Source organism: Streptacidiphilus jiangxiensis, assembly GCF_900109465.1.
GTDB classification, from domain to species: Bacteria; Actinomycetota; Actinomycetes; order Streptomycetales; family Streptomycetaceae; genus Streptacidiphilus; species Streptacidiphilus jiangxiensis.
The window spans coordinates 330,251-355,077 of record NZ_FOAZ01000003.1; the positions used below are offsets into that span (position 1 = coordinate 330,251).

Here is a 24,827-nt window from a genome sequence, read left to right on the forward strand (position 1 = left end):
GGCTACGCCGCCCGCACCTCACAACGAAGGCCGCGCTCCTTGTCCAGGAGCGCGGCCTTTCCTGACAGCGCCGCGCTGCCGGACGGCACCTGCCGTGTTCGCGCGCCCGGAGGGCGGTAGCGTCGGACCCATGCGAGCGATCACGATCGAGACGCCGGGCGGACCGGACGCGCTGGTGCTGCGTGAGGTCCCCGACCCGGTCCCCGGCCCCGGCGAGGTGCTGGTCGAGGTGGCGGCCACCGCCGTCAACCGTGCCGACGTGCTGCAGCGTCAGGGCTTCTACGACCCTCCGCCGGGCGCGTCCCGCTACCCCGGCCTGGAGTGCTCCGGCCGCGTCGCCGCCCTCGGTGAGGGCGTGGTCGGCTGGTCCGTCGGCGACGAGGTCTGCGCGCTGCTGGCCGGCGGCGGCTACGCCGAGAAGGTCGCCGTCCCGGTCGGCCAACTCCTCCCGGCTCCCAAGGGCGTCGACCTGGTGACGGCGGCGGGCCTGCCCGAGGTCGTCTGCACGGTGTGGTCCAACGTCTTCCAGGTCTGCCACCTGCGGCCGGGCGAGACCCTGCTCGTGCACGGCGGGTCGAGCGGCATCGGCACCATGGCGATCCAGCTGGGCAAGGCGATCGGGGCCAAGGTCGCGGTGACGGCGGGCTCGGCGACGAAGCTCGCCGCCTGCGCCGAGCTGGGCGCGGACGTGCTGGTCAACTACCGCGAGCAGGATTTCGTCGCGGAGCTGGCCGCGCTGGGCGGCGCGGACGTGATCCTGGACGTGATGGGCGCGAAGTACCTGGACCGGAACATCGACGCGCTGGCGCTCAACGGACGCCTTGTCATCATCGGTATGCAGGGCGGTATCCAGGCGGAGCTGAACATCGCCAAGCTGATGGCGAAGCGCGGCGCGGTCGCGGCGACCTCACTGCGGGCCCGGCCGTTGGAGGAGAAGGCGGCGGTGGTGTCCTCCGTGCGGGAGCACGTGTGGCCGCTGATCGAGTCCGGTGTGGTCAAGCCCGTCATCGACCGCACCTTCCCGCTCGCGGAGGCGGCGGAGGCGCACCGGCTGATGGAGTCCAGCACCCACATCGGCAAGCTCCTGCTGCGGGTCTGAGCGTGTGACCGGAACGGCCGGAACGGCCGGAACGGCCGTAAGGTCCAGGTGGACCCGGTGCGTCCGGTTGTCGTCGTGTGTCTGAATCTGCGTGAAATGCCTGGTCAGAGCTGGGGCGAGAGGTGGCCCCGGCTCTGGCCGGGGGTCGGTTCGGTCGCTAACCTCCAAGCGTCACACCTGACCCGTGGGCCGTGCGCGTTGGCGCCGGGCCCGCTTCCGAGAGGGTTCTCACCCCCATGCAGATCCGTTCCCTCCGCGCCGGCGCAGCCGTCGCGGCCCTTGCGAGCGCCGCTCTGGTCGGCGCCGCGCCCCTCGCCTCCGCCGCGCCCCGCACCGTCGAGGCCAGCTCCTGCCAGATCACCGCGCAGCTCACCGGCCTGGCCGGCCGGACGCTCGTCGCGGGTGGCGCTCCGCTCTCCGGCCACGTCGCCTTCACCAACGTCTCCGGCAAGGCGCTCAGCACCTTCGCCGAGCTGCTCACCGCGGGCTCCGAGCGCGGTGGCCCGAGCACCACCCTGAAGATCCAGGCCGAGCACGGCGGCAAGTGGATCACGATGCCGTACTCGCTCGGCGCGGGCCTGATCGGCTTCCACATCGCCTCGCCGGGCGACAACCACCTCGCCGCCGGTAACGTCGACGCGGCGCCGCTGCTGGTCAGCGTCCCCAAGGGCACCCCCGCCGGGACGTACGTCCTGGTCGCCACGAGCGCCGGCGCCAACGTCGGTCCGTCCGTGGCCGGTCGCGCCACCCAGGGCGTGCCGACCCAGTTCAGCGGCTGCCACAGCGGTATCTCGATCTCCGCGGCGATGTTCAAGGTGGTCGCGGCGGGCAAGGGCACGCCGAGCGCCTCCGCGACGCCGTCGGCCGCGGCCTCCACCTCGGCCCCGGCCGCCGTTCCCTCGGCGAGCCCGAGCTCGAAGCTGGCCGAGACCGGTGGCGGCTCCAACACCGGCCCGATAGCCGGTGCCGCGGCCGCGCTCATCGCGCTCGGCGCGGGCGCGCTGGTCGTCACCCGCCGCCGTCGTGGCGGTCAGCACAGCTGAGCCCGATGCGCCCGACCGGCCCGCACCCGCACGGCGGGTGCGGGCCGGTCCGTCGTCGGGCCCTAGCCTGCTGTCACACGGACCGGACGACGCGAGAACGAGGGGACGGCGTGGAGGAGCTCATCGCTCTGGACGAGGCCGGGCGGATGGTGACCACCGACCGGGAGGCGCTGGAACGGGAGGTCGCGGCACTGCTCGACGGACCGGCGGACGAGCCGAGGGGTTTGCGCAAGGCAGGCGTCGGACTGCTGGTGCTCGGGCGGCGGGAGGAGGCCCTGCGGGTGCTGACACAGGCGTTGGCGCTGGCGGACGAGAAGCTGTCCGTCGCGGTCCACATCAATCTCGGGGACGCGTGGCGCTACGGCGGCGAGTTCGAGGCCGCGGAGCCGCACTACCAGCAGGCGCTCAAGCTCGCCGAGGCCGTCGCGCCCGGGATGCTCTACTTCTGCTTCCAGCACCTGGGCAAGCAGCGTCTCGACCAGGGCCGGACCAAGGAGGCCCGCTCGCTGCTGGAACGGGCCCTCCGCGAGCAACTCGCGGCGGACGACCCCTCGTTGACCGAGGCCACCAGAACGGCACTGCGCCTGGTCGACGAGACGGAGGCCGCCCGCGCGGCCCGGGTCGTGGAGGCGGCCTGGTCCCCGGAATCCTGATCCGGTCGACGCGCGCGACCGCTACGCTGCCCTCGCACCGCCTGTTGTCTAGACCTTTGGCGACCTTGACGCGGGAAAGGGTACGCGGGATGCAGGAGCACGTCCTCGACCAGGAGCACCGGGACTTCGCCGCGATGGTGCGGGCGTTCGTCGAGCGGGAGGTGGCGCCGTTCCACGAGGAGTGGGAGCGCCGGGGGTTGGTCGACCGTCAGGTCTGGCGCGCGGCGGGCGGGGCGGGGCTGCTCGGGTTCGACGTGGCGGTCGAGCTCGGCGGGGGCGGGACCGAGGACATCCGGTATCCGGTGCTGCTCGCCGAGGAGTTGGTCCGGGCCGGCGCCACCGGGCTCGGATTCGCCCTGCACAACGACGTGGTCGGACCGTATCTCAACGCGCTGGGCACCGAGGAGCAGCGCCGCCGCTGGCTGCCGGGCTTCTGCTCCGGCGAGCTGGTGACCGCGATCGCGATCACCGAACCCGGAGCCGGGAGCGACCTGCAGGCGCTGACCACCCGCGCGGAGCTGCAGGGCGACAGCTACGTGCTGAACGGCGCCAAGACCTTCGTCACCAACGGTGTGCACGCCGATCTGGTGATCGTGGCGGCCCGGACCGAGCCGGGCGACCGGCTGCGCGGCGGGCTCAGCCTGCTGGTGGTCGAGCGGGGGATGCCGGGCTTCGAGCGGGGGCGGCCGTTGGAGAAGCTCGGTCGGCCCGCGCAGGACACCGCCGAGCTCTTCTTCGACGACGTGCGCGTGCCGGCGGCGAATCTGCTCGGTCGGCGCGGGCACGGCCTGCGGCACCTGCGCGAGCACCTGGTGCGGGAACGACTCAGCATCGCGGCGGCGGCGGTGGCCGGAGCGGAGACCGTGTTCGCGCAGACGCTGGAGTACTGCCGGACCCGGACGGCCTTCGGGCAGCCGATCGGCAGCTTCCAGCACAACCGGTTCGAGCTGGCCGAGATGTCGACCGAGATCGACATCGCCCGCACCTACGTGGACCGCTGCCTGCTCGACCACAACGCGGGCCGCCGCGATCCGGTGACGGCGGCCCGGGCCAAGTGGTGGACCACGGACCTGCAGCGGCGCGTGGTCGACCGCTGCCTGCAACTGCACGGCGGCTACGGCTACATGCGCGAGCAGGCGGTGGCCCGGGCCTTCGTCGACACCCGGATGATGCCGATCTACGGCGGGACCAACGAGGTGATGAAGGAGCTGATCGGCCGCTCCCTGGGCGTGTGATCCGTCGGCGGGTGGTCCCTCAGCCGCGCGACGCGCGGACCAGGGCCGCGATGGCGTCGACCGACGTCGCCTCGAGCAGGTCGTCCGGGGAGACGTCGACGCCCCAGCGCTCGTGCAGCCGACCGGAGAGCTGCATCAGGCTGAGCGAGGTCGCCCCGAGGTCGGCCGGGTCGTCCTCGGGACGGACCGTGGGCACGGAGAGGATCCGGCCGAGCAGCGCGCACACCTCGCCGGTGACGCCGTCCACCGGGCCCGCGTCCGAGGCCGCCGGCAGTGGTGCCGGCAGCGCGGCGCGGTCCACCTTGCCGTGCGGGGTGAGCGGGAACGCGTCCAGGACCACGACCAGGCCCGGGACCAGCGCCGCCGGCAGCCGGTCCCGGCCGAACGCGCGGACGCCGGCGGGGTCGGGGGCCTGCGCGCCCGCGGCCGGGACCAGGTAGGCGACCAGCGCGGCACCCGCGTCGCCCTGGTCGTGGACGGCGACACAGACGCCGGTGACGCCGGGCATCGCGCTCAGCGCCGACTCCACCTCGCCGAGCTCGATCCGACGGCCGTTGACCTTGACCTGCCCGTCGGACCGGCCGAGGAACTCCAGGGTGCCGTCGGCGCGCCACCGGCAGAGGTCGCCGGTCCGGTACATCAGGGCGCCGTCGGTGCGGGCGGGCTCCGGGACGAAGCGCTCCGCGGTCAGCTCCGGTCTGTTCGGGTAGCCGTCGGCCACCCCGGCTCCGGCGATGCACAGTTCACCCGTCGCGCCGTCCGGGACGGGGGCGAGGTCGGGGCCGAGCAGGTGCAGCCGGGTGTTGGCGATCGGCAGGCCCAGCGAGACCGACCCGACCTGCGCGGGCACCCGCCAGAGCGTGGAGAGCACGGTGGTCTCCGTCGGGCCGTAACCGTTGAACAGGGCCGCGACACGGCCGCGCAGCTCCTGCGCCAGGTTCACGCCGAGGCTTTCACCGCCGACCATGGCGACCAGCTCGGGGGCGTCGAAGCCGGCGTCGAGCAGCAGCCGCCACTGCGAGGGGACGGCCTGCATCCGGGTCACGGCCAGCTCGTCGATCAGCGCCACCAGGCGACGCGGGTCGCGCAGCTCGTCCTCGGTGGGCAGGACCAGCTCGGCGCCGGTGGCCAGCGGCACGCAGAACTCGGCCATGGCGATGTCGAAGCCCGCGGCGGCCATCGCCAGCCAACGGTCGCCGGGCTCGCAGGGCATCTCCCTGCCGAGCTCCAGGACGACGTTGAGCAGCGCTCCATGGCTGTTCAGCACGCCCTTGGGGAGTCCGGTGGAGCCGGAGGTGTAGATCAGGTGGGCGGGGTCGGCGTGGGTGAGGCCGGGCCGGGCGACGGCGCTCGCGCGCGGGTCCGACCGGTCGGTGAGCAGGGTCGGCACCGTGCTCGCGGCCGGGAGGCGGTCCTGCAGGTCGGAGCGGGAGAGGGCGAGCACCGCGCCGGAGTCGGTGAGCAGGTGGGTGATCCGCTCGGCCGGGTAACCGAGGTCCACCGGCAGGTGGACGCCCCCGGCCTTCCAGACCGCGAGCAGTCCGGTCAGCAGGTCCGGTGAGCGGTCCAGGCAGACGGCGACGCGGCTGCCCGCGCCGACCCCTCGGCCGCGCAGGCGTTCCGCCAGCGCCTCGGCGGCGGCGTCGAGCTCGCCGTAGGTCAGGCGGGCGCCGGCGCAGTACAGCGCTGGCGCGGACGGTTCGGCGGCGGCGCGGGACTCGAAGAGCCCGAGCACGGTGGTGGCGGGGAGCTCGCGCACCGTTCCGCAACGGGGCGGCGCTGCATGCGGGTTGAGCACGGCGATGCTGTCGGGCATGGATCGGCTCCGCTCTCGGCGTGGGCAGTCCCAAGGGGCTGGCGGGCTGGAGTCTAGAACGTGGTCTGGACCAATTGTCGGCCAATTCCGGGCTTCCGGCGCAGGTCGGCGTGGACACCTGGGGCCATGGCCCCAGGTGTCCACCCCAATGCCCTTCCGAGCGGCCGTCGCGGCGTTGAAGGATGGCAACGGCGCCACGGGGGGTCGGGCGCCGACGCTGCATCAGAGGGGGAAGTCTCGTCGTGAACGGGATACTTCGACTGCACGACATGGGCTGGCAGTGACCGCCCTGACCGAGGTGGCCCGCTGGATCCCGGAACTCCCGGTGGAGATCGCCGAGCTGGCTCCTGAGCTGGGAATCCCGCCGCAGGACGTGCGGATCTTCCGGCGCTACCTCGACCTGCACCGGGTCCGCCTGGCGCCCGACAAGGACCTGCGCGGCCTCATGGTGGCGGCTGCCCGCTCCCTTTCCGGGCTTCGCGGCAACGAACACCGCGTGCGGTACGTGCTGGCCGGACGGACGCTCGCCATGGCGGGCCCGGCGGTGGACAACGCGCTGCACGAGGCCTGCGCGGAGCTCGGGCTGACCGGGGCCGTCGCCATGACCGTCCACCAGCAGGCCTGCGCCTCCGGCCTGCTCGCCGTCGACCTGGCCGGACGGCTGCTCGCGGCCGACGGCGATCCGGACGCGTTTGCGCTCGTGCTGACGGGCGAGAAGGCGAACATTCCGGGCAGCCGCATGATCGCGGGCACCACGGTGATGGGCGAGGCCGCCGCGGCGTGCCTGGTCCGGGCCGGCGGCGGCCGGGACGAACTGCTCGGCTACGCCGCGCACACCTACGGCGAGTACCACCAGGTGGTGCCGTCCGAGGAGCGCGCCGAGCGGTTCGGCGAGAGCTACGTCCCGATGCTGGTCGCCGCGATGACGGACGCGGTCGAACGGGCCGGCCTCGACTTCGCGGACCTGGACCTGGTGCTGCCGCACAACGTCAACCGCTACTCCTGGACCCGGGTCTGCCGCACCATCGGTCTGCCGATCGACCGGGTCTTCCTCGACAACGTCCCCGAGCTCGGCCACGCCTTCTGCGCGGACTCCTTCGTCAACCACGCCGACGCGGTGCGCCTGGGGCGCCTCGCCCCGGGCGACCACTACCTGATGGCCGGAGTCGGCCTCGGCGCGACCTTCGCCGCCATGGTCTTCCGGCACTAGCCCACGGCCTGCGAGCCGACCCGTCACCACATCCCGCCGTCCCGCCGTCCCGCCGTCCCGCCGTCCTGCCGCTGCGGCGCGTACCGGCGCGCCCACGCCTGCCCGCGTGCGCGCGGCGTACGGCCCTGCCCAAGAGGAGTGAACCGACGTGTTTCTGGAGGGTGTGAAGGAGGCCTGCACCGGGGCCCCGGACACGCCGATGGTCCTGTTGGGCAACTTCGCGGTCGAGGACGAGTGGGCCCGGGGCGAGGTGGGCCTGCCGGCCCTCGGCAGCCGGGCTGCCGCCGCCGTCGCGCACCGCATGGACGAGTTCGCGCTGCTGCTCGGCGGCCCTGGCGACCACGTGGTGCTGAAGTCCGCGCCCGACCCGGGCTTCCTGGACCAGCTGCGTGGTCTCGGACTGGACCTGCCGCAGGTGCTGGTCCCCGAGGTCACCGAGCCCGGTCGCAGCGTCAGCGAGGACGTGCTGACCTCGCCCGCCCTGCTCGCCACGCTGCGCGAACTCGGCGCGGCAGGTGCGCGGTTGTGGCCGCACGGGATGTCCGCCCTCGAGGAGCGGATCTGCGCACGGACCGGCCTGGCGTCGGCGCTGCCGGGCGCTGCGGTGGCCAAGGCGGTCAACGGCAAGATCTACAGCCGTCGCCTCGCCGACGAGCTGGGCATCCGGCAGGTGCGCGGCTGGGAGTGCGAGACGGTCGCGCAGTTCGCCGCGGCCGCCGGGGAGGCCGCCGCCGTGCTCGCCGCCGGAGGCCGGATCGGCGTCAAGGACGCCTACGGGGTCTCCGGCAAGGGGATCGCGGTGGTCGACGACCCGGCCAGGCTCGACCGCCTGGTCACCATGGTCACCCGGCGGGCCGAGCGGTCCGGGGACGAGCGCGTCGCCCTGGTCGTGGAGGAGTGGGCCGCCAAGGAGACGGACCTGACCTGCCACTTCACGCTCGCCCGGGACGGCTCGGTGCGCTTCGACTTCGTCAAGGAGGCGCTGATCGCGCAGGGCGTGAGCGTGGGCCACCGGATGCCCGCGCGGCTCACGCCGGCCCACCTGGACACCGTCGAGGAGTGCGCGCACGCCCTCGGCAAACGGCTCGCCGCCGACGGCTACCACGGTGTGGTCGGCGTGGACGCGATGATCGAGCAGCACGGCGGCCTGCTGCCGGTGGTGGAGATCAACGCCCGCAACAACATGGCGACCTACCAGACGCGGCTGCAGGAGCGGTTCGTCCCCGAGGGCGCCGTCGCGCTGGCCCGGCAGTACCGGCTTCGGCTGTGCCGACCCCTCGCCTTCGACGAGCTGCGGGAGCGCCTCGACGGGCTGCTGCTCGCACCGGGCCGCGACCGCGGCTCCGGCCTGCTGGTCGACGGCTTCGCCACCGTCAACGCGGCCCACGGTGCCCACGCGCCCGGCGAGCCCTTCACCGGGCGGCTGCACGCGCTGGTGATCGGCGGCTCGCAGGCCGAGGTCGAGGAGTGGGACGCCGCCGTCGTCGCGCGGCTGGGCGCCTTCGGAGCACGAGGAGGAACGGCATGACCGTCGGGCAGGGACACATCGTGCAGGGACACACCGCGCAAGGACACACAGTGCAGGGGCTGGCCGTTCGCGACCTGGCCGAGGAGTTCGGCACGCCGCTCTACCTCTACGACGGCGCGGTGATCGAGCGCCAGTACCTCGGGCTGCGCGAGCGGCTGCATCCGGCCGTCGAGCTGTTCTACTCGCTCAAGGCCAACCCGAACGTCAGCATCTGCGCCCTGCTGCACGGCCTGGGCGCTCGGGCCGAGGTCTCCTCGCTGGTGGAGCTGGAGACCGTGCTCGCCGTCGGCGTGCCGGCCGAACAGATCCTCTTCCTCGGGCCCGGCAAGAGCGAGACCGAGATCGAGGCCTGCCTGAAGGCGGGCATCCTCGCCGTGATCTGCGAGTCCTTCGACGAGCTGGCCCTGATCGACCGGACCGCCGAGCGCCTGGGTGTGGTCGCGCGCGTGGTGCTACGGGTCAACCCCGCCTTCCAGGTCAAGAGTTCTGGCCTCACCATGGGCGGAAAGCCCCGCCAGTTCGGCATCGACGAGGAGCAGCTGCTCGCCGCTCCGGGCCTGGCGGGCGCGCACCGCTCGGTGCGGCTCACCGGCGTGCAGGCCTATCCGGGGACCCGGTTCCTCTCCGAGGAGACCCTGGTCGACAACATCCGGCGGATTCTGGACCTGGCCGAACGCGTCGCCACCCGGCTGGGCTTCGAGCCGGAGCTGGTGGACGTCGGCGGCGGCCTGGGCGTCGCCTACTTCGCCGGCGAGCTGGACCTCGACGTCGAACGGCTCACGGCCGGGATCAACCCCGTCGTGGACGCCTTCCGCACCCGCCGTCCCGGCACTCGGCTGGCCATGGAGCTCGGCCGCTACCTGGTGGCCCACAGCGGTCTCTACGTGACCACCGTCCGCTCGGTGAAGGAGTCCCTGGGTGAGCGGTTCGCCGTCGCCGACGGCGGGACCAACCACCACCTCACCGCCGTCGGCATCGGCTCCGCGATCCGGCGCAACTTCCCGGTGCGGCTGCTGAACCGCGACGGCGCCCAGCAGACCGCGCGCTGGAACCTCACCGGCCCGCTCTGCACGCCCAGCGACACCCTCGCCAAGGGCGCCCTGTTGCCGGCCGACCTGCGCGCCGGGGACCTGCTCGGCGTGGAGCGCTCCGGTGCTTACGGGCCCACCGCCTCACCGGTGTTCTTCCTCAGCCACGGCTATCCGGCGGAGGTGCTGGTCCACCGCGGCCGGGCCCGCCTGATCCGCCGTCGCGACCGGGTCGAGGACCTGCTCGGTCCGCAGATCCTGCACGACTTCCACGACGGCTTCCACGACGACCCGACCGCCGAACGGAGTTCCTGATGACCGCGACCCTCCCCACCCCGCCCGGCACCGACGCCAGAAGACCGGATGTCGTCCACGCGGTCGTCGCCGCTCTCGTCGAGGTGCTCGGCCGCCAACTGCCCGACGTCACCGAGGCCACCCGCCTCTTCGACGACCTGGACATCGACTCCACCAGCGTGCTGGGCCTGCTGATGGGACTGGAGGACGGCCTCGACATCGAGGTCGACACCGACGAGCTGGACCAGCACCACCTGGAGAGCGTCGGGGCCCTGACGGACTACCTGCTCGCCTACCTGCCGTGAGGGCACACCTGGAGCGGGTGCTGCTGCTGCCGGTGGACACCCTGCCGGGGCACGGGCCCGGGACACCGATGATCCGGGACTACGCCCTGCGCACCGCGTTCTTCCACCCGGGCGCGGAGCAGGGCCCCTGGCTGAGCCGGGGGCACGGGCGGACCTTCGACGAGATGGTCGAGCTGGCCGCCAAGGCCGTCGACCCGGCCGAGCCGGTGGATCTCGCCGTCACCGTGACCGCCACCGCGGACTGCGGGGAGATGGGCTACCCCGGCAGCCTGCTCGGCCACCTGCTGCCGGGACGGCCGTCCGTGCTGGGCCTCGCCGACCAGGGTGCGGCCGGGCCGTTCACCGCGATCCGCGTCGCCGCCGACCGGATCGCCTGCGGCGACGCCCGGCGGGCGGCGGTGCTGGTGCTGGAGCAGTGCCGGCTGCCCGACGAATGGGGGTCGGTGCGTCCGGCCCAGGACCGCGCGGTGCTGCTGCTCCTCGGACCGGCCGGCCGCCACCGGGTCGACCGGGTGGTCGTCCGGCGCGGCGCGCTCGACGGCGCGCCGACCCACCGCCTGGTGACCTCGGCCCTCGGCGAGGAGCCGGGCGAGGAGGGAGTCACCGGAGCCTGGGCGGTGCTGGCGGAGCAGTGGCCGCGGCTCGGCGGGGAGTCGGTGACGGTCGTCGCCCGTGACGCCGCGCTCTCCTACCGCTGCCGCCTCGACCTCGTCAGCGCCGCACCGGCGGACCCGGGCGGGCCGGGGGAACCGGGGTGACACTCGCACGGACCGCGCCGGACGAGGAGACCGCCGCAGGTGGCCAGGGGTCCGCGTCGGTCGCCCCGATCCGGCGGGAGATCGCCGGCGTCGCCCTACCGGTCGCGTTCGGGGCGGTGGTCTGGGTGGGTGGCCAGTCGGTCGTCGCCGCGCTGCTCGGCCACCTCGGCGGCGACGCGCTCTACGTGCGCGGGCTGCTGATCCCCGCCGGTCTCCTCTTCATCGCACTCCAGGAGGCGCTGGAGGTCGTCACCCAGGTCGGCGCCGCCCGCTGCCTCGGCCGGGACGACCCGGCGGCGCTGCGCGGCCTCTTCGCCCGGCTCAACGCCGTCGGGCTGGCCTGCTGCGGCGTGGTCGCCGTGGCCGTCTCGCTCGCCGCACCCGCCGTGGCCTCGCTGCTGCACGTCCCGTCCGGCGCGGCGGGCGACTTCGTCGCGGTGCTGCGCTGGAACGCGCTGGTGACGGTGCTCGGCGTGCCGGTCAACGTCACCACCGCGCTGCTGCGCGGGGGAGGACGGCCGAGGGGCGCGGCGGCGCTGACCTTCTCGGTGGTGTGCGTGCAGATCGCCGGCGTGTGGCTGTTCGGGCTGCGGGGCGGCCTGGGGGCCTTCAGCCTGCCTTGGGCCACGGGAGCGTCGATGCTGCTCGGCGTCGCACTCGGTGGCGGGTTGCTGTGGCGGTCCCGGCTGCTGGGTGCGGAGCGACGGACGGCGGCGCCGGGCGCGCAGACCGGTCCGCCGGTCGACGTGCGGGCCCTGGTGCTCGGCATCGGCCTGCCGATCGCCGCCACCTTCGTGATGCTGAGCGCGAACAACCTCGTCGTCGAGTGGATCCTGACCCCCTTCGGGGCGCGGACGGTCGCCGGCTACGGCGCGGCCGTCACCGTCCAGTCCGTGGCGGTCGTTCCGGCGTTGGCGCTCGGCACGGCCACCGCCGTGACGGCCAACCGGCGTTGGTCCGCAGGCGACCCCTCGGCGCTGCGCGCCGCGCACCGCGTGGGTCTGCGGATCGCGATCGGGGTGTACGTCGCCGTCGCCGTCCTCGGCCTGCTCGCCGCCGGTCCGCTGGCACGGGCGATGGCGTCGGACCCGGCGGCGGGCGCGGAAGTGGCCGCGTTCCTGCACATCATCGGCCCGTCGTACGTGGGGCTGGGCCCGCTGTTGTTCCAGCTCACCTTCCTGGAGCAGATCGGCGCCGGGCGCCTCGCGGCCACGGTGAACCTCTGCTCCTTCTCGGTGACGCTCGCCGTGGGCGGTGTGGCGGCGCGCGCGCTCGACGCGCCGCACGCGCTGTACGTGGTCTGGGCGGTGGCCAACCTGCTCGGCGTCGCGTGGGTGACGACGCTGACGCTGCGCCGCGTGGACCGCATGGACCGCACCGATCGCGTGGGTCGGACGGGACGCGCGGGGGGCGCGCGATGACCGCCGCCCGCGTCGAGCTGTGGCATCTCGGGCCCGGTGCCGACGTGCGGCCGGTCCTCGCCCGCCGCGTCGGCGCCGACCCGTCCGCACTGGCCTGGGACCTCGGCCCGCACGGCAAGCCGGGGCCGGTCGAGCCGGGCGGCCTGCACTGGAACCTCAGCCACAGCGGCGAGCACACGCTGCTCGCCCTCTCTCCGGACGGGCCTGTCGGCGTCGACATCCAGCGGGTGCGCGAGCGACCCGATCCGCTCGCCGCCGCGCGGCGCTTCCTCCCCGCGGCCGAGTCCGAGCGGATCGCCCGTGCGGCCGATCCCCGGGAGGCGTACCACCGGGCCCTGTGCCGCAGGGAGGCGTGGGCCAAGGCCGACGGTCGCCGCCTGCTGGACGTGCTGCGGCTGACCCCGCGGGGGGTCCTCGATCTCGACGCCCCACCCGGCTACGTCGCCGCGCTCGCCGTCACCGGCGGACGGGCGCCCCTGCTCCGTCACGTCTCGAAGGGAAGCCCATGACCACGGATCAGCTGCTGAGGCTCCGCGTCGCCGCAGCCCGCAGCGGAACCGCGCCCGCCACCTGGGGGCAGCAGGCGATCTGGGACGCCGTCGCCGTCCTCGGCGCGGACGCGCCGCGCTACAACGTCGCGCTGCCGCTCCCGGTCGAGCCGGGACGGCCGCTGCCCGCGCTGCTGGACGACCTGACCGGCCTGCTGCTCCTGCACGACTCGCTGCGGACCAGGCTGCTGCCCGACGACAGCGGCCGGCTGTGCCAGCACCTGGACGGCGAGGGAGAGCTCCCGGTCGTGCTGCGGCACGGTGACAGGGCGGACGCGGACGCGTTGTTCGCGGAGCTGCTCGGGCAGCCCTTCGACACGGCGCGGCGCTGGCCGCTGCGCATCGGCCTGGTGGAGGAGGACGGGCTCGTCCGCCACCTGGTCATCGTGCTCTCCCACACCGCCACCGACGGGTGGGGCGTGCGGCGGCTGCACCAGGACCTGATCGACCTCGCGGCCGGCCTCACCGTCGACCGGATCCGTGCGCTGCGCCCCGCGCTCCGGCCGGCGGACGAGGCCGTCCTGCAGCACTCCCCGCGCGGGCGGCGGCGGGACGAGGCGGCGCGGCGGTACTGGTGCGAGCGGCTCGCGAGCGGGCCGCGGCGCCTCTTCGAGCCGGACGCCGCCGCTGCCGCCCCTGACCGGCTGCTGCCCAACGCCCGGCTGCACTCGCCCGCCCTGGCCGGCGCGGTCGCGCTGGTCGCCGCCGGTCGAGGGGTCAGCAGTTCGTCCGTGCTGCTGGCGGCGGCCGCGGCACAGCAGGCGCGGCTGTCGGGCAGCCCGCAGGCGCTGCTCCAGGTGGTCGTCAACAACCGCTTCCGGCCCGCCGCCGCGCAGGCGGTCAGCACGATGGCGCAGGAGGGGCTGTTCCAGCTGTCGCACGCCGACGGCCCGTTCAGCGAGGTCCTGGGCCGGGCCCGGACCGCCGCGCTGACCGCCTACCGCCACGCCGCCTACGACAAACGGCTGCTGGACCGGGACATCGCCCGCCTGGGGGCTGAGCAGGGCCGGGTCGCCGACATCTCCTGCACCTTCAACGACGCGCGGATCACCCGCGCCGACGCGCTGCCCGCCACGGACGATCCGGGGTCCGGTGCGGTGACGCTCGACCGGCTGCGGCAGCGGACCCGGCTCTCCTGGCCGGTCGAGTTCCCCCAGCGCGGGCCCGCGTTCACCTTCGCCATGGACGTGGTGCTGACCCCCGACGCGCTGGAGCTGGCCATGACCGCCGACGCGGCGCTGCTGCCCCGGGCCGGCATGGAGTCGTTCCTGTTCGGCATCGAGGAGTCGGTCGTCGCCGAGGCGAGAGCGCTGGGACATGAGTGAGGGGGACATGAGTGAGCGGGCCATGGGCGAGCCCGAGTGCTGGGCCGGGATCGCCTGGACCGCGGACGGCTACGAGGCCGTCGTCGTCGACCGGGCCGGTCGGCCGGTCGCCGTGCCGACCCGGTGGGGCGCGGCGCGGGTCGCCGAGCTCGCGGCGTGGCTGCACCGGATCGGGGCCGGCCGTGGCCGGGAACTCGCCGTCGTCCTGGACAGCACCAACGGGCTGCTCGACGGCCCGCTGACCGCCGCCGGCCTGGACGTGCGCCGGGCCGATCCGTGGACGTTGCCGCAGCGCCCTGCCTTCGGCTCGGTCTCCGCGGCTGCGCTGGCCGACTGCGCACGCCGTGCGCCCGCGTCGCCGGCCCGGCTCACCCCCGAGAGCGGCAGCCTGGCCGGCCGGGAGGCCGAGTTCGAGACGGGCGTGGCCGACGGCGCGGAGCTGCGGGCGGCGCTCACCGCCGCCGGACGCTGCGTCGAGCACGGCCGCCGGGACCGGCGGCAGGTCGCGCTCACCTTCGACGACGGGCCGGACCCGGTGCTGACCCGGCAGATCCTGGCCGTACTGGCCCGCCACGGCGCGCGGGCGACGTTCTTCTGTGTCGGTCACCACGTCGCCGCGCTGCCCGAGGAGGTACGGCGGATCACGGAGGCCGGGCACGAGCTGGGCAACCACTCCTGGTCGCACCCGTTCCTGCCCGATCTGACGCCCGCGCAGCTGTGCGAGCAGATCGACCGGACGGCCGAGGCGATCGCCCGGGTGACCGGCCGTGAGCCGAGCCGCTTCCGGCCGCCCTACGGCTCGCAGACCCCGGAGGTACTGGCCACCTTGGCCGGGCAGCGGACCACGGTGACGCTGTGGGACGTCGACTCGCGCGACTGGGCCCGGCCCGGGGCCGAGCGGATCGCCACGACCGTGCTGGAGGCCGTCCGGCCGGGCTCGGTGGTGCTGCTCCACGAGGGCGCGGGCGACCGCCGCCAGACCGTGCTGGCGCTGCCGGCCGTCCTGGCGGGGCTGGCCGACCGCGGGCTGGAGCCGGTGACCCTCACCGAGCTGTTGGCCCCGGACCCGCCGCTCACCGCACCGGCTCCCGCGCTGACGCCGGTGGCGATGCCCGTGCCGGTTCCGGGGCCGGTTTCGCGCTGAGGCGGGTGGTGATCCGCGTGCCGGTTCCGGGGTCGGTTTCGCGCTGAGGCGGGTGGTGATCCGTGTGGCGGTTTCGGGGTCGGTTTCGCGCTGAGGCGGGTGGTGATCCGCGTGCCGGTTCCGGGGTCGGTTTCGCGCTGAGGCGGGTGGTGATCCGTGTGGCGGTTTCGGGGTCGGTTTCGCGCTGAGGCCGGTGGCGATCCCCGTGGCGATTCCCGAGCCGGTCTCGCGCCCGGCCGTCCCGGTGGGGGCTGCTCAGCCGTCGGCCGGGAGCCAGCCGCGTTGGACCGCTTTGACGCCCGCCTCGAACCTGCTGCCGGCGTCCAGCCGTTCCAGCAGCGCCGCGGTGATGCGCCGGGCGGTGCGGGGGGAGACGCCGAGCCGCTTGGCGATGCCGCCGAGGGTGAGACCCGTGGCCATCAGCCGGAGCGTGGCCAGCTCCTGGGTGGACAGGTCGCGTTCCTTGCCGCGGGCCGTGCGCGGCTGGGCGCCGGGCGGCGCGAGCGTCAGCGCCTCGCCCTGGGCCCAGACCGCCTCGAACAGCGCGCACAGCGCCGCGACGACGCCGGCGACGGAGACGACGACAGCGCCCTGCTTGGTGTCCTGGCTGTCGGTGGGCAGGACGGCGGTGCGCCGGTCGATGACCAGCATGCGGGTGGGCAGCGTGGCGACGGTCCGGACCTGGCCGCCGCTGTCCGCGAGCCACTGCGCGTGCGCGAGGGTGGGCGGGTGACTGCGGATGCTGGTCAGGTAGAGGGTGCGCAGCCGCACCCCGCGGCCGAGCAGTGCGGTGTTCAGCGGCCGCGAGGCGCGCATGTTCTCGTCGGTCTGGGGGCCGTCGGGGGCGAAGCTCAGCAGTTCCTCGGTGACGTCCCGGCTGAGGGCCGCTAACCGGTCCCGGATCTCGTCGATCCCGACCAGCACCTCCACCCCGGCCCGGCCCGCCCGCGTGCCCGGCCCCGCCGCCTCGGCGACCAGCTGGGCCGCGGCCTCGCGCGACAGCGCGAGCTGCTGGGCGTACTCCCGCAGCAGCGTCTCCTGGCGGGCCATCAGCACGTCCATGGCGACGTCCGGCCGCAGTGGCCGGTGCCGGCCCGGTGCCTCGTCGGACCGCCGCACCAGGGCCAGCCGGTCGAGTTCGACGACGGCGGACCGCACGTGATCCTCGGTCAGGGAGAGCAGCCGCGCCAGCTCGGCGGGCCGCGCCCCGGGGTGCGCGAGCATCGCGCGGTAGACCGACGCGGTGCGCGCGTCCAGGCCCGGCGGTTCCTGAGGGTTCGCCATGTCCGGATTGTGGCATCCGGGCGGGGCAAGGTCTAGACCATCTATGGAGCCCGCACCGCGGGGCCGGGCCCCGCGGCGGGTCGCCTCGGGTCGCCTCGGGCCGCTCCCGGGTCGAGCGGTGTCCTGGTGCCTCGGTACTGAATGGCGTAGCAACGCTTGCCACCCCCTCGGGTCGATGTCCTAATTGCGGCATATGAGCGCTTTTGTGGTCCTGGGGACGGGCGCCACGCGGGCTGCGGGAACGGCCCTCGTGGCGGGACTGCTCGTGGTCACCGGCCTGGCCCCCGCCTGGGCGTCGGCCCGGACGGGTGAACCCGCTTCGCGGCCGACGCATCCGCGCTCGCCCGAGCTCGCCACACCGGAACGGACCCGTCCGGGCGGCCCGCGAGGAGAGATCACCGTGCGGCTGCCGGACGGGCGCGTGCTCCACTTCTCGTCCACCCGGCCCGCCGTCGGCGGCTCGCGCGGCCCCTCCTCGGGCGTGCCCTCGTCCGGCGGCTCGGCGACCGGGTCGCCCCCGGGCGGGAGCTCCGGCTCGCCGTCCGCCTCCGCCCCGCCGAGCGGTGGCCCCTCGACGAGCGCGGTCCCCCTGCCGGTGGTCAGCTCGCTCTTCCCCTCGCCGGGCGCGTCCGGCTCGCTCTCCCGGCACAAGCCGTCCCCGAGTGGCCGGCCCTCCCGCTCCTCGACCGCGCCCCGCCCGACCGCGTCGACCGCGTCGACCGCGCCGCGCTCGCCGGCGCCCGCCGCCGTCCCGCAGGGCGGGGACGCGGTCCCGCCGTCCGCCGAGCCGGATCGCCCCGCGTCCAGCGTCCCGCCCCCGCTCGGACCGCAGGCGGTCCTCCAGCCCGACGCGCTGGGCGCGCAGATCGCCGCTCCCCGCAGCACCCCCGTCGGCAGTGCCCTCGCCCACCGCGGCCGTCTCCTCGGCGTCGGCCTCGCTCTCATCGGCGCCGGCGCCGCCCTCTTCGGCTGGCGCATCCGGCGGCTGTGAGGGCGCACACTTGTTCTGGTGAATATCACGCCCTCTTGACACCCCCGTAAGACAGAATGACGTTCATGAACAGCCCCAGCCAGCGGCCCGAAGACGGCCCCCACGTCCTGATCGTCGGTCCCGACGGCATGCCCGTCGGCGGTGGCCACGCGATCGGGAGTGGTGACGAAGCCAGAGAGCTGCCGATCACCGAGATGGTCGAGCAGCCCGCCAAGGTCATGCGCATCGGCAGCATGATCAAGCAGCTGCTGGAGGAGGTGCGCATGGCGCCCCTCGACGAGGCCAGCCGGGTGCGGCTCAAGGAGATCCACGCCAGTTCCGTCAAGGAGCTGGAGCAGGGGCTCGCGCCGGAGCTCGTCGAGGAGCTGGAGCGGCTCTCGCTCCCCTTCACCGAGGACGCCGTCCCGAGCGAGGCGGAGCTGCGGATCGCGCAGGCGCAGCTGGTCGGCTGGCTGGAGGGGCTCTTCCACGGCATCCAGACGGCGCTCTTCGCCCAGCAGATGGCCGCCCGCGCCCAGCTGGAGCAGATGCGCCGGGCCCTTCCTCCCGGCGCCCCGGGCCACGACGAGGGCGAGGAGGGTCCCGGCGGGATCCGTTCGGGCCCGTACCTGTAGCGACGCCTGTAGCGACCCCGTAACAGCCCCGAGCAGGGCGTGAACCCGGCTGTTTCCCGCCCTGCTCATCGCGCTAACGTTGGCCCCTGACGGCGCACCAGCGGGGCGCCCGGTTGGGGGAGCGAGAGCGCATGAGCGAGCACAGCGGCGCGGCCGACACGGGGCGGACGGTGGGCCACGGCCGTTACGTGCTGCGGGAGTTGCTCGGTCAGGGCGGGATGGCCACGGTCCATCTCGGCGACGACACCGTGCTCGACCGCCCCGTCGCCGTCAAGACGATGCTCGGCGACATGAGCCGCGAGCCCTCCTTCCGCGAGCGGTTCCGACGCGAGGCGCAGGCCGTCGCCCGGCTCAACCACACCAACATCGTGGCCGTCTACGACAGTGGCGAGGACGAGCAGGACGGCACGCAGGTGCCGTTCATCGTCATGGAGTACGTCGAGGGCTCCTCGCTCAGCTCCGTGCTGCGCCGCGACATCAGCCAGCACGGCGCGATGCCCACCGAGAAGGCGCTGCAGATCACCGCGGACGTGCTCGCGGCGCTCGCCGCCTCGCACGAGGAGGGCCTGGTCCACCGCGACATCAAGCCCGCCAACGTGATGCTGACCAAGCGCGGCGTGGTCAAGGTGATGGACTTCGGTATCGCCCGCGCGATGCAGTCCGGGGTCACCTCGATGACCCAGACGGGCATGGTCGTCGGCACGCCGCAGTACCTCTCCCCGGAGCAGGCGCTCGGCAAGGCGGTGGACGCCCGCTCCGACCTGTACTCCGTCGGCTGCATGCTCTTCGAACTGCTCACCGGCCGCCTGCCGTTCGAGTCCGAGTCGGCACTCGGCATGGCCTACCAGCACGTCCAGGAGACCCCGCCGGCGCCGTCCAGCATGAACGCGTCCGTGCCGCTCGCGGTCGACGCGCTGGTGGCGCGGGCGCTGCGGAAGGATCCGGCGCACCGCTTCCAGTCCGCCGACGAGATGCGGCAGGAGTGCCTGCGCGTCGCCCAGGGCGCGAGCGGTGTCTCCGCCCCGCCGCAGATGACGGGCGAGGGCGGCCCGCGCGTCGGCAACATCGGCGGCTCCGGCCAGAACGCGGTCTTCCCGCAGGCTCAGGGGCCGCTCAACACGCCCTACCCGCAGGGCACGCCGATGCCGCAGGGCCCGATGCCGCCCGCGCCGGTGATGGGGCAGACCCCGCCGCCGTACGCGCAGCGGCCTCCGATGGGCCCCAATCCGTCGATGGGCCCCAACCCGTCGATGGGGCAGACGCCGCCGCCGTACGTGCAGCGGCCCGGCACCCCGCCGCCGTATGCCCAGCGGCCCGGCACCCCGCCGCCCTACGCGCAGCGGCCCGGCACCCCGCCGCCGTTCCCGCAGCAGACGCCGCCGCCGTACCCGCAGCGGCCGACCCCGCCGCCGATGGCGGCGCCCCGGCCGATGGCCGCGCCCACGCCGCCGCCCTTCGTGGTGCGGCCGCCGGCCGAGACGCCGTACATCCCGTCGGGGGCCGCGCCCACCACGGCCGCACGCGGCTGCGGGCGGCTGGTGATGGTGCTGCTGATCGTCGGCGCGGTGCTGATCGGTCTGATCATCGTGCTGTCGCTGGCGGCCAATTCGGCGAACAACTCGTCGAACGGCCTGGGCACGACGGCCCACGTCGTCGTCGACGGGACAGGCACCGGCCCGTGAGACGCTCCGCATCCGTTGCCGGAAACCGGTAGCGTGCACAGGAGGTGCAGCCACCCTGCGGACGTCGCGGACGGTGGCGGTGCGGCGCGGGACGCGCGGCACGTAAGGCGCGGAGCGCGCGGAACGATGGCGGAGAACGATGGCAGACACGCAGCACCCGTGGGACGAGGACGGCCGGGACGGCCAGGAGCCTCGGCCCGAGGCTGAGCCTGTCGCGGGGTCGTCCGCCGGCACGGACGCGGAGTCCTTCGTCACCACCAGCGGGCTCAGCGTCGTCGGCGAGGGTCGTTACCGGCTGACCAGCCGGCTCGGCCGCGGCGGCATGGCGGAGGTCTTCGCCGCGATGGACCAGCGGCTCGGCCGCACCGTCGCGATCAAGGTCCTCCGCCCCGAGCTGGCCGAGGACTCCATCGCCCGGACCCGGTTCACCCGTGAGGCACACTCCGTCGCCTCGCTGAACCACCACGCCGTCGTCGCCGTCTACGACACCGGCGAGGAGGCGCAGGGGGCGGAGACCGTCCCGTACATCGTGATGGAGCTCGTCGAGGGCCACACGGTCCGCGAGCTGCTGCAGAGCCAGGAGCCGCCGCCGGTCGACCAGGCGCTGATCATCACCGCCGGGGTGCTGGAGGCGCTCGCCTACAGCCACAAGCACGGCATCGTGCACCGTGACATCAAGCCCGCGAACGTGATCATCACGAGCAGCGGCGCGGTCAAGGTGATGGACTTCGGCATCGCGCGGGCGCTGACCGGCGTCACCTCCACGATGACGCAGACCGGCATGGTCATGGGCACCCCCCAGTACCTCTCCCCGGAGCAGGCGCTCGGCAAGGCCGTCGACCACCGCTCCGACCTGTACGCCACCGGCTGCATGCTCTACGAGCTGCTGACGCTGCGTCCGCCGTTCACCGGGGACACCCCCCTGTCGGTGGTCTACCAGCACGTCCAGGATCCGCCGATGCCGCCGTCGCAGGCCAACCCGCGCGTCCCGGCCGGGCTGGACGCGCTGGTGCTGCGCGCGCTGGCGAAGGACCCGGACGACCGGTTCCAGTCCGCGGACGAGTTCCGGGCCCACGTCCAGCACGCGCTGCGGCAGATGCACGGCGCGGCGGCCGACCCCACCCAGGTCCTCGGCGCGGTCCCGCCGGTCGCCTACCCGACGGCGCCCACGACCGTCCTCCCGCCCGCCGCCGGCGCGGCCGGCCAGAACGCCCCCACCACGGTGATGGGCGCGGTCACCCCGCCGCCGACGGCGAAGCCGCCGACCTACGACGACCAGTACGACGACGAGGGCGAGGGCGGCGGCCGCCGCGGGCTCTTCGCGGTGATCGCGGTCCTGGTGGTCATCGCCGCCATCGGCATCGGCGTGGCCCTCGCCATGAACGGCGGCGGTGGCGGCGGTGGCGGCGGCACGCCGTCGCAGAGCCCGTCGATCACGCAGTCGACCACGCCCACGCAGGAGTCCACGCCGACGCAGCAGCAGACGCAGCAGCAGTCGCCGAGCTACTACAGCCCGACGCCCACCCCGACTCCCACGCCGACCCCGACGCCCACCCCCACGCCGACCCCCACGCCGACCCCGACTCCGACGCCGTCGGAGAGCCCGTCGGAGAGCCCGAGCACCTCTCCCTCGGCCAGCGCCACCAGCACGACGGCGGGCCACGGCGGCGGCACGCCGACGGCGAAGGCCAGCGCGTAGAGGTTTCCTAGTTCACGTAGGCGTCCAGCACCTGCTGGTACTCCTCGCACCACCAGACGATCTGGGCCGCCGCGGCCGGGAACAGCTCGCTGGCGCGGTCGTCCCGCCGGGCGTAGCGCCAGCGCAGCATCCAGAAGTCGTTGAGGCGTTCCCACCAGACGCGGTGGACCGCCGCGCCCAGGTGCTCGGGTGAGTGGCCCGAAGCCGCGCGGTAGGCGCGGGAGTAGGCGCGCACGCGGGCGAGGTCCAGGACGCCGGAGGCGGGGGCGCAGAAGAACTGGGTCGCCGCCCGGACCGCCTCCTCCGCGACGGGCTTCACCCCCAGTCGGTCCCAGTCGAGCACCGCGGCCACCCGTTCGCCGCGGTACAGCAGGTTGAGCGGGTGGAAGTCCCCGTGCACCCAGCCGGCCGGTGGTGCGCCGCGTGGGCGGCGGTGCGCGTGGGCGTCCAGCAGGACCAGGCGTTCGCGCAGACGCTGTTCGGCCAGCGCGTCGAAGGGGTCGCGCGGGGCACGGGCGCGGGCCTCGCCGAGGAGGGCGGTGATGGTCCGCCGGGTCTGCTCGGGGTCGGCCGTCGGCCACGATCCGGGGTGTGGGCCGGGGTCCAGGACGGGCGGCTGGATGCGGCGCAGCTCGGCGTGGGTGCGACCGAGCAGCGTGCCCAGCTCGGCGGCGGCGCGCGGCGACAGCGGGCCAGGGGGGGCGCCGTCGACGAAGGGGAAGACCGCGTAGCGGCGGCCCCGGTGCAGGACGAGCGTGCGGCCGTCGTCCGCCGCGACCGGCGGCACCGTCGGCAGGCCGGAGGCGGCCAGCGCGGCGATCGTGGCGTGCTGGGCGGCGATCGCGCCGCTGGAGGCGTGGCCCGCGTCGTCGAGGTACTGCTTGAGGACCCAACGGCTGCCGTCGGCCGCGTCGACCCGCCAGACGCGGTTCAGCAGGCCGTGTTCGGTGCGTGCCACCGCCGCCGGCTCGTCGACACCGAAGCGGGCGAGGACCGCGTGCAAGCGCGAAACGGCTGATAAACCACTTGTCAGCTGGAGTGTTTGACCCTGCGTCACGCGGCAGATGCTACTGCCGGGGCGCGAGCGACAGCCCGTGCTGATCTTCTGTGACCGTTAACCCTCCGTCGCGTGCATCTTCGCGACATACGCGGCGGCCTGGGTGCGCCGTTCCATGCCCAGTTTTGCCAGCAGGCTGGAGACGTAGTTCTTCACCGTCTTCTCGGCCAGGTGCAGCTCGGCGCCGATCTGCCGGTTGGTCATCCCCTCGCCGATCAGGTCGAGGATCTTGCGCTCCTGCTTGGTCAGTCCGGAGAGCCGCTCGTCCTCCTTCTGGCCGCCGTCGCGCAGCCGCTCCAGGACCCGGGCGGTGGCCACCGGGTCGAGCAGCGACTTGCCGCCCGCCACGTCACGGACGGCGGAGAGCAGGTCGGTGCCGCGGATGGCCTTGAGCACGTACCCGCTCGCTCCGGCCATGATCGCGTCGAAGAGCGCCTCGTCGTCCGGGAAGGAGGTCAGCATGAGGCACTTGACCTCGGGCAGCTGGGAGCGGATCTCGCGGCAGACCTCGACGCCGCTGCCGTCGGGCAGCCGGACGTCCAGGACGGCCACGTCCGGACGGGTGGCCGGGATGCGGACCAGTGCCTCGGCGGCGGTGCCGGCCTCGCCGACGACCTCGATGTCGGACTCCAGCGAGAGCAGCTCGTGGACGCCACGGCGTACCACTTCGTGGTCATCGAGGAGGAAAACCCGGATTTGTCCCGATTCGCTCATGGTCACAGCCTTGCATACGGGACACCTGGACGCCGGGTGCGCGGTAGGTTTTGTCCCGGTTTAGGGGTGAGCATGGTAGTTGGACGTCCTAGGACAGAAGAAATTGGGTCTTCCCCTGAGTAACGTTCTCGAAGAGGATCAGGGCACACCTATCCGCCGATCCGCGGTCGTCGCCCACCCGAAGCGAGGACGCACGGAGCAGGCGACCGGACCGGTTGCCGGCAACCCCGGATGGCCGGAGATACCGAGGAGTGAACGTGACCGTCGAGAGCCCGGCGGGGACGGCGACCGCTGCCGTCCCGGAGCTGGTGCAGCTGCTCACCCCTGAAGGGGAGCGAGTGGAGCACCCGCGCTTTTCCCTGGAGACAACTCCGGAAGAGCTGCGCTCCATCTATCGAGACCTGGTCCTGGTACGCCGCTTCGACGGCGAGGCGACTGCTCTGCAGCGCCAGGGCGAGCTGGGCCTCTGGGCCTCTTTGCTGGGACAGGAGGCGGCGCAGGTCGGTTCCGGCCGTGCGCAGCGCCCGGGCGACTGGGCCTTCCCGACCTACCGCGAGCACGGCGTCGCCTGGTGCAAGGGCGTCGACCCGCTGAACCTGCTCGGCATGTTCCGCGGCGTGAACCACGGCGGCTGGGACCCGTACGAGAAGAACTTCAACCTCTACACCATCGTCATCGGCTCGCAGACGCTGCACGCGACGGGCTACGCGATGGGTATCACCAAGGACGGCACCGACGACGCCGTGGTCGCCTACTTCGGCGACGGCGCGTCCAGCCAGGGCGACGTCAACGAGGCCTTCACCTTCGCCTCGGTCTACAACGCCCCCGTGGTCTTCTTCTGCCAGAACAACCAGTGGGCCATCTCCGAGCCCACCGAGCGGCAGACCCGCGTCCCGCTCTACCAGCGCGCCGCCGGCTTCGGCTTCCCCGGCGTCCGGGTGGACGGCAACGACGTGCTGGCCGTGCTCGCGGTCACCCGCTGGGCGCTGGAGCGCGCCCGCAACGGCGAGGGTCCGGCGCTGATCGAGGCCTTCACCTACCGCATGGGCGCCCACACCACCTCCGACGACCCGACCCGCTACCGGATCGCGGACGAGTTGGAGGAGTGGAAGCTCAAGGACCCGATCGAGCGGGTCAAGGCCTACCTGGTCCGCGAGGACTGGGCGGACCAGGAGTTCTTCGACGCCGTGGACGCCGAGAGCGAGCAGCTCGCCCGCCGCGTCCGTGAGGGCGTCCGCAACATGCCCGACCCGGACCCGACCTCGATCTTCGAGAACGTCTACGCCGAGGGGCACGCGCTCGTGGACGAGGAGCGCGCGGAGTACGTGGCATACGCGGCGTCGTTCGACGGCTCCGAAGAGGTTGGGGAGGGCCGCTGA

The 24,827-nt window shown here is 74.0% G+C and carries 22 protein-coding genes; 18 read left to right on the forward strand and 4 right to left on the reverse strand.

The genetic code is table 11. The annotated features are described in order from the left end of the window. The first annotated feature begins 130 nt into the window (after positions 1 to 130). The 4 genes from BMY61_RS07755 (at position 131) to BMY61_RS07770 (ending at position 4,030) form a co-directional block, all read left to right on the forward strand. On the forward strand, positions 131 to 1,099 hold the full coding sequence (locus BMY61_RS07755) for an NAD(P)H-quinone oxidoreductase (RefSeq protein WP_042454611.1): 969 nt from the start codon (positions 131 to 133) through the stop codon (positions 1,097 to 1,099). 236 nt (positions 1,100 to 1,335) lie between these two features. Continuing rightward, on the forward strand, positions 1,336 to 2,142 hold the full coding sequence (locus BMY61_RS46000; protein ID WP_042454613.1) for an LAETG motif-containing sortase-dependent surface protein: 807 nt from the start codon (positions 1,336 to 1,338) through the stop codon (positions 2,140 to 2,142). Positions 2,143 to 2,252: 110 nt separating this feature from the next. After that, positions 2,253 to 2,795, forward strand: a complete 543-nt coding sequence (locus tag BMY61_RS07765) for a tetratricopeptide repeat protein (protein WP_052439156.1) — start codon at positions 2,253 to 2,255, stop codon at positions 2,793 to 2,795. An 89-nt stretch (positions 2,796 to 2,884) separates the two neighbouring features. Further along, positions 2,885 to 4,030 (forward strand): acyl-CoA dehydrogenase family protein, encoded by a 1,146-nt coding sequence (locus tag BMY61_RS07770; protein WP_042454615.1) that lies wholly within the window; start codon positions 2,885 to 2,887, stop codon positions 4,028 to 4,030. Between the two features lie 19 nt (positions 4,031 to 4,049). On the opposite strand, the gene BMY61_RS07775 is transcribed toward BMY61_RS07770, so the two are convergent. Further along, on the reverse strand, positions 4,050 to 5,846 hold the full coding sequence (locus BMY61_RS07775; protein WP_052439157.1) for a non-ribosomal peptide synthetase: 1,797 nt from the start codon (positions 5,844 to 5,846) through the stop codon (positions 4,050 to 4,052). Between the two features lie 280 nt (positions 5,847 to 6,126). Between BMY61_RS07775 and BMY61_RS07780 the strand changes: the two genes are divergently transcribed. The 9 genes from BMY61_RS07780 (at position 6,127) to BMY61_RS07820 (ending at position 15,407) form a co-directional block, all read left to right on the forward strand. Continuing rightward, positions 6,127 to 7,056 carry a 3-oxoacyl-[acyl-carrier-protein] synthase III C-terminal domain-containing protein gene (locus BMY61_RS07780; protein ID WP_042454617.1) on the forward strand — a complete coding sequence of 310 codons (930 nt, stop codon included), beginning with the start codon at positions 6,127 to 6,129 and terminating at the stop codon, positions 7,054 to 7,056. Between the two features lie 148 nt (positions 7,057 to 7,204). After that, positions 7,205 to 8,584, forward strand: coding sequence for a preATP grasp domain-containing protein (locus tag BMY61_RS07785; protein ID WP_042454619.1), 1,380 nt, complete (start codon positions 7,205 to 7,207; stop codon positions 8,582 to 8,584). Further along, positions 8,581 to 9,927 (forward strand): type III PLP-dependent enzyme, encoded by a 1,347-nt coding sequence (locus BMY61_RS07790; RefSeq protein WP_042454621.1) that lies wholly within the window; start codon positions 8,581 to 8,583, stop codon positions 9,925 to 9,927. The genes BMY61_RS07785 and BMY61_RS07790 overlap by 4 nt, the downstream gene beginning before the upstream one ends. Beyond that, positions 9,927 to 10,211, forward strand: coding sequence for an acyl carrier protein (locus tag BMY61_RS07795; protein ID WP_042454623.1), 285 nt, complete (start codon positions 9,927 to 9,929; stop codon positions 10,209 to 10,211). The genes BMY61_RS07790 and BMY61_RS07795 overlap by 1 nt, the downstream gene beginning before the upstream one ends. Beyond that, positions 10,208 to 10,969, forward strand: coding sequence for a hypothetical protein (locus tag BMY61_RS07800; protein WP_143094217.1), 762 nt, complete (start codon positions 10,208 to 10,210; stop codon positions 10,967 to 10,969). Before BMY61_RS07795 ends, BMY61_RS07800 begins: the two co-directional genes overlap by 4 nt. Further along, positions 10,966 to 12,390, forward strand: coding sequence for an MATE family efflux transporter (locus BMY61_RS07805; protein WP_042454625.1), 1,425 nt, complete (start codon positions 10,966 to 10,968; stop codon positions 12,388 to 12,390). Before BMY61_RS07800 ends, BMY61_RS07805 begins: the two co-directional genes overlap by 4 nt. Continuing rightward, the gene (locus BMY61_RS07810; RefSeq protein ID WP_052439159.1) at positions 12,387 to 12,899 is read left to right on the forward strand and encodes a 4'-phosphopantetheinyl transferase family protein; all 513 of its coding nucleotides are present in this window, start codon (positions 12,387 to 12,389) and stop codon (positions 12,897 to 12,899) included. Before BMY61_RS07805 ends, BMY61_RS07810 begins: the two co-directional genes overlap by 4 nt. Beyond that, a complete protein-coding gene (locus BMY61_RS07815; protein WP_042454627.1) occupies positions 12,896 to 14,263 on the forward strand; it encodes a condensation domain-containing protein in 1,368 nt (455 codons plus the stop codon). The genes BMY61_RS07810 and BMY61_RS07815 overlap by 4 nt, the downstream gene beginning before the upstream one ends. A 7-nt stretch (positions 14,264 to 14,270) precedes the next feature. Then, entirely contained in the window at positions 14,271 to 15,407 is a 1,137-nt protein-coding gene (locus BMY61_RS07820; RefSeq protein WP_082015396.1) for a polysaccharide deacetylase family protein, read from the forward strand. Between the two features lie 255 nt (positions 15,408 to 15,662). On the opposite strand, the gene BMY61_RS07825 is transcribed toward BMY61_RS07820, so the two are convergent. Next, positions 15,663 to 16,691, reverse strand: coding sequence for a helix-turn-helix transcriptional regulator (locus BMY61_RS07825; RefSeq protein ID WP_042454636.1), 1,029 nt, complete (start codon positions 16,689 to 16,691; stop codon positions 15,663 to 15,665). 193 nt (positions 16,692 to 16,884) lie between these two features. Here BMY61_RS07825 and BMY61_RS07830 point away from each other — a divergent pair, with 193 nt between their 5' ends. The 4 genes from BMY61_RS07830 to BMY61_RS07845 all read left to right on the forward strand — a co-directional run bounded on the left by BMY61_RS07830 (position 16,885) and on the right by BMY61_RS07845 (position 21,677). Beyond that, the gene (locus tag BMY61_RS07830; protein WP_143094218.1) at positions 16,885 to 17,682 is read left to right on the forward strand and encodes a hypothetical protein; all 798 of its coding nucleotides are present in this window, start codon (positions 16,885 to 16,887) and stop codon (positions 17,680 to 17,682) included. 65 nt (positions 17,683 to 17,747) lie between these two features. Then, the gene (locus BMY61_RS07835; protein ID WP_143094219.1) at positions 17,748 to 18,296 is read left to right on the forward strand and encodes a bacterial proteasome activator family protein; all 549 of its coding nucleotides are present in this window, start codon (positions 17,748 to 17,750) and stop codon (positions 18,294 to 18,296) included. Between the two features lie 131 nt (positions 18,297 to 18,427). Further along, positions 18,428 to 19,978 (forward strand): protein kinase domain-containing protein, encoded by a 1,551-nt coding sequence (locus BMY61_RS07840; RefSeq protein ID WP_052439160.1) that lies wholly within the window; start codon positions 18,428 to 18,430, stop codon positions 19,976 to 19,978. Between the two features lie 139 nt (positions 19,979 to 20,117). After that, a complete protein-coding gene (locus BMY61_RS07845; protein ID WP_082015397.1) occupies positions 20,118 to 21,677 on the forward strand; it encodes a protein kinase domain-containing protein in 1,560 nt (519 codons plus the stop codon). A 7-nt stretch (positions 21,678 to 21,684) separates the two neighbouring features. Here the strand turns inward: BMY61_RS07845 and BMY61_RS07850 are convergent, their stop codons facing one another. Both BMY61_RS07850 and BMY61_RS07855 read right to left on the reverse strand, forming a co-directional pair. Then, a complete protein-coding gene (locus tag BMY61_RS07850; RefSeq protein ID WP_236656476.1) occupies positions 21,685 to 22,680 on the reverse strand; it encodes a phosphotransferase enzyme family protein in 996 nt (331 codons plus the stop codon). 111 nt (positions 22,681 to 22,791) lie between these two features. Beyond that, positions 22,792 to 23,448: a response regulator gene (locus BMY61_RS07855; protein ID WP_042454642.1), complete on the reverse strand. Its 657-nt coding sequence runs from the start codon at positions 23,446 to 23,448 to the stop codon at positions 22,792 to 22,794. 251 nt (positions 23,449 to 23,699) lie between these two features. Between BMY61_RS07855 and pdhA the strand changes: the two genes are divergently transcribed. Then, complete coding sequence (gene pdhA, locus BMY61_RS07860; protein WP_042454644.1) at positions 23,700 to 24,827, forward strand: pyruvate dehydrogenase (acetyl-transferring) E1 component subunit alpha; 1,128 nt, start codon at positions 23,700 to 23,702, stop codon at positions 24,825 to 24,827.

Coding starts and splice junctions, on each gene's coding strand:
- BMY61_RS07755 (WP_042454611.1), top strand. CDS start 131: ATGCGAGCGATCACGATCGAGACGCCGGGCGGACCGGACGCGCTGGTG.
- BMY61_RS46000 (WP_042454613.1), top strand. CDS start 1,336: ATGCAGATCCGTTCCCTCCGCGCCGGCGCAGCCGTCGCGGCCCTTGCG.
- BMY61_RS07770 (WP_042454615.1), top strand. CDS start 2,885: ATGCAGGAGCACGTCCTCGACCAGGAGCACCGGGACTTCGCCGCGATG.
- BMY61_RS07775 (WP_052439157.1), bottom strand. CDS start 5,846: ATGCCCGACAGCATCGCCGTGCTCAACCCGCATGCAGCGCCGCCCCGT.
- BMY61_RS07790 (WP_042454621.1), top strand. CDS start 8,581: ATGACCGTCGGGCAGGGACACATCGTGCAGGGACACACCGCGCAAGGA.
- BMY61_RS07795 (WP_042454623.1), top strand. CDS start 9,927: ATGACCGCGACCCTCCCCACCCCGCCCGGCACCGACGCCAGAAGACCG.
- BMY61_RS07810 (WP_052439159.1), top strand. CDS start 12,387: ATGACCGCCGCCCGCGTCGAGCTGTGGCATCTCGGGCCCGGTGCCGAC.
- BMY61_RS07815 (WP_042454627.1), top strand. CDS start 12,896: ATGACCACGGATCAGCTGCTGAGGCTCCGCGTCGCCGCAGCCCGCAGC.
- BMY61_RS07820 (WP_082015396.1), top strand. CDS start 14,271: ATGAGTGAGCGGGCCATGGGCGAGCCCGAGTGCTGGGCCGGGATCGCC.
- BMY61_RS07825 (WP_042454636.1), bottom strand. CDS start 16,691: ATGGCGAACCCTCAGGAACCGCCGGGCCTGGACGCGCGCACCGCGTCG.
- BMY61_RS07830 (WP_143094218.1), top strand. CDS start 16,885: ATGAGCGCTTTTGTGGTCCTGGGGACGGGCGCCACGCGGGCTGCGGGA.
- BMY61_RS07835 (WP_143094219.1), top strand. CDS start 17,748: ATGAACAGCCCCAGCCAGCGGCCCGAAGACGGCCCCCACGTCCTGATC.
- BMY61_RS07840 (WP_052439160.1), top strand. CDS start 18,428: ATGAGCGAGCACAGCGGCGCGGCCGACACGGGGCGGACGGTGGGCCAC.
- BMY61_RS07845 (WP_082015397.1), top strand. CDS start 20,118: ATGGCAGACACGCAGCACCCGTGGGACGAGGACGGCCGGGACGGCCAG.
- BMY61_RS07855 (WP_042454642.1), bottom strand. CDS start 23,448: ATGAGCGAATCGGGACAAATCCGGGTTTTCCTCCTCGATGACCACGAA.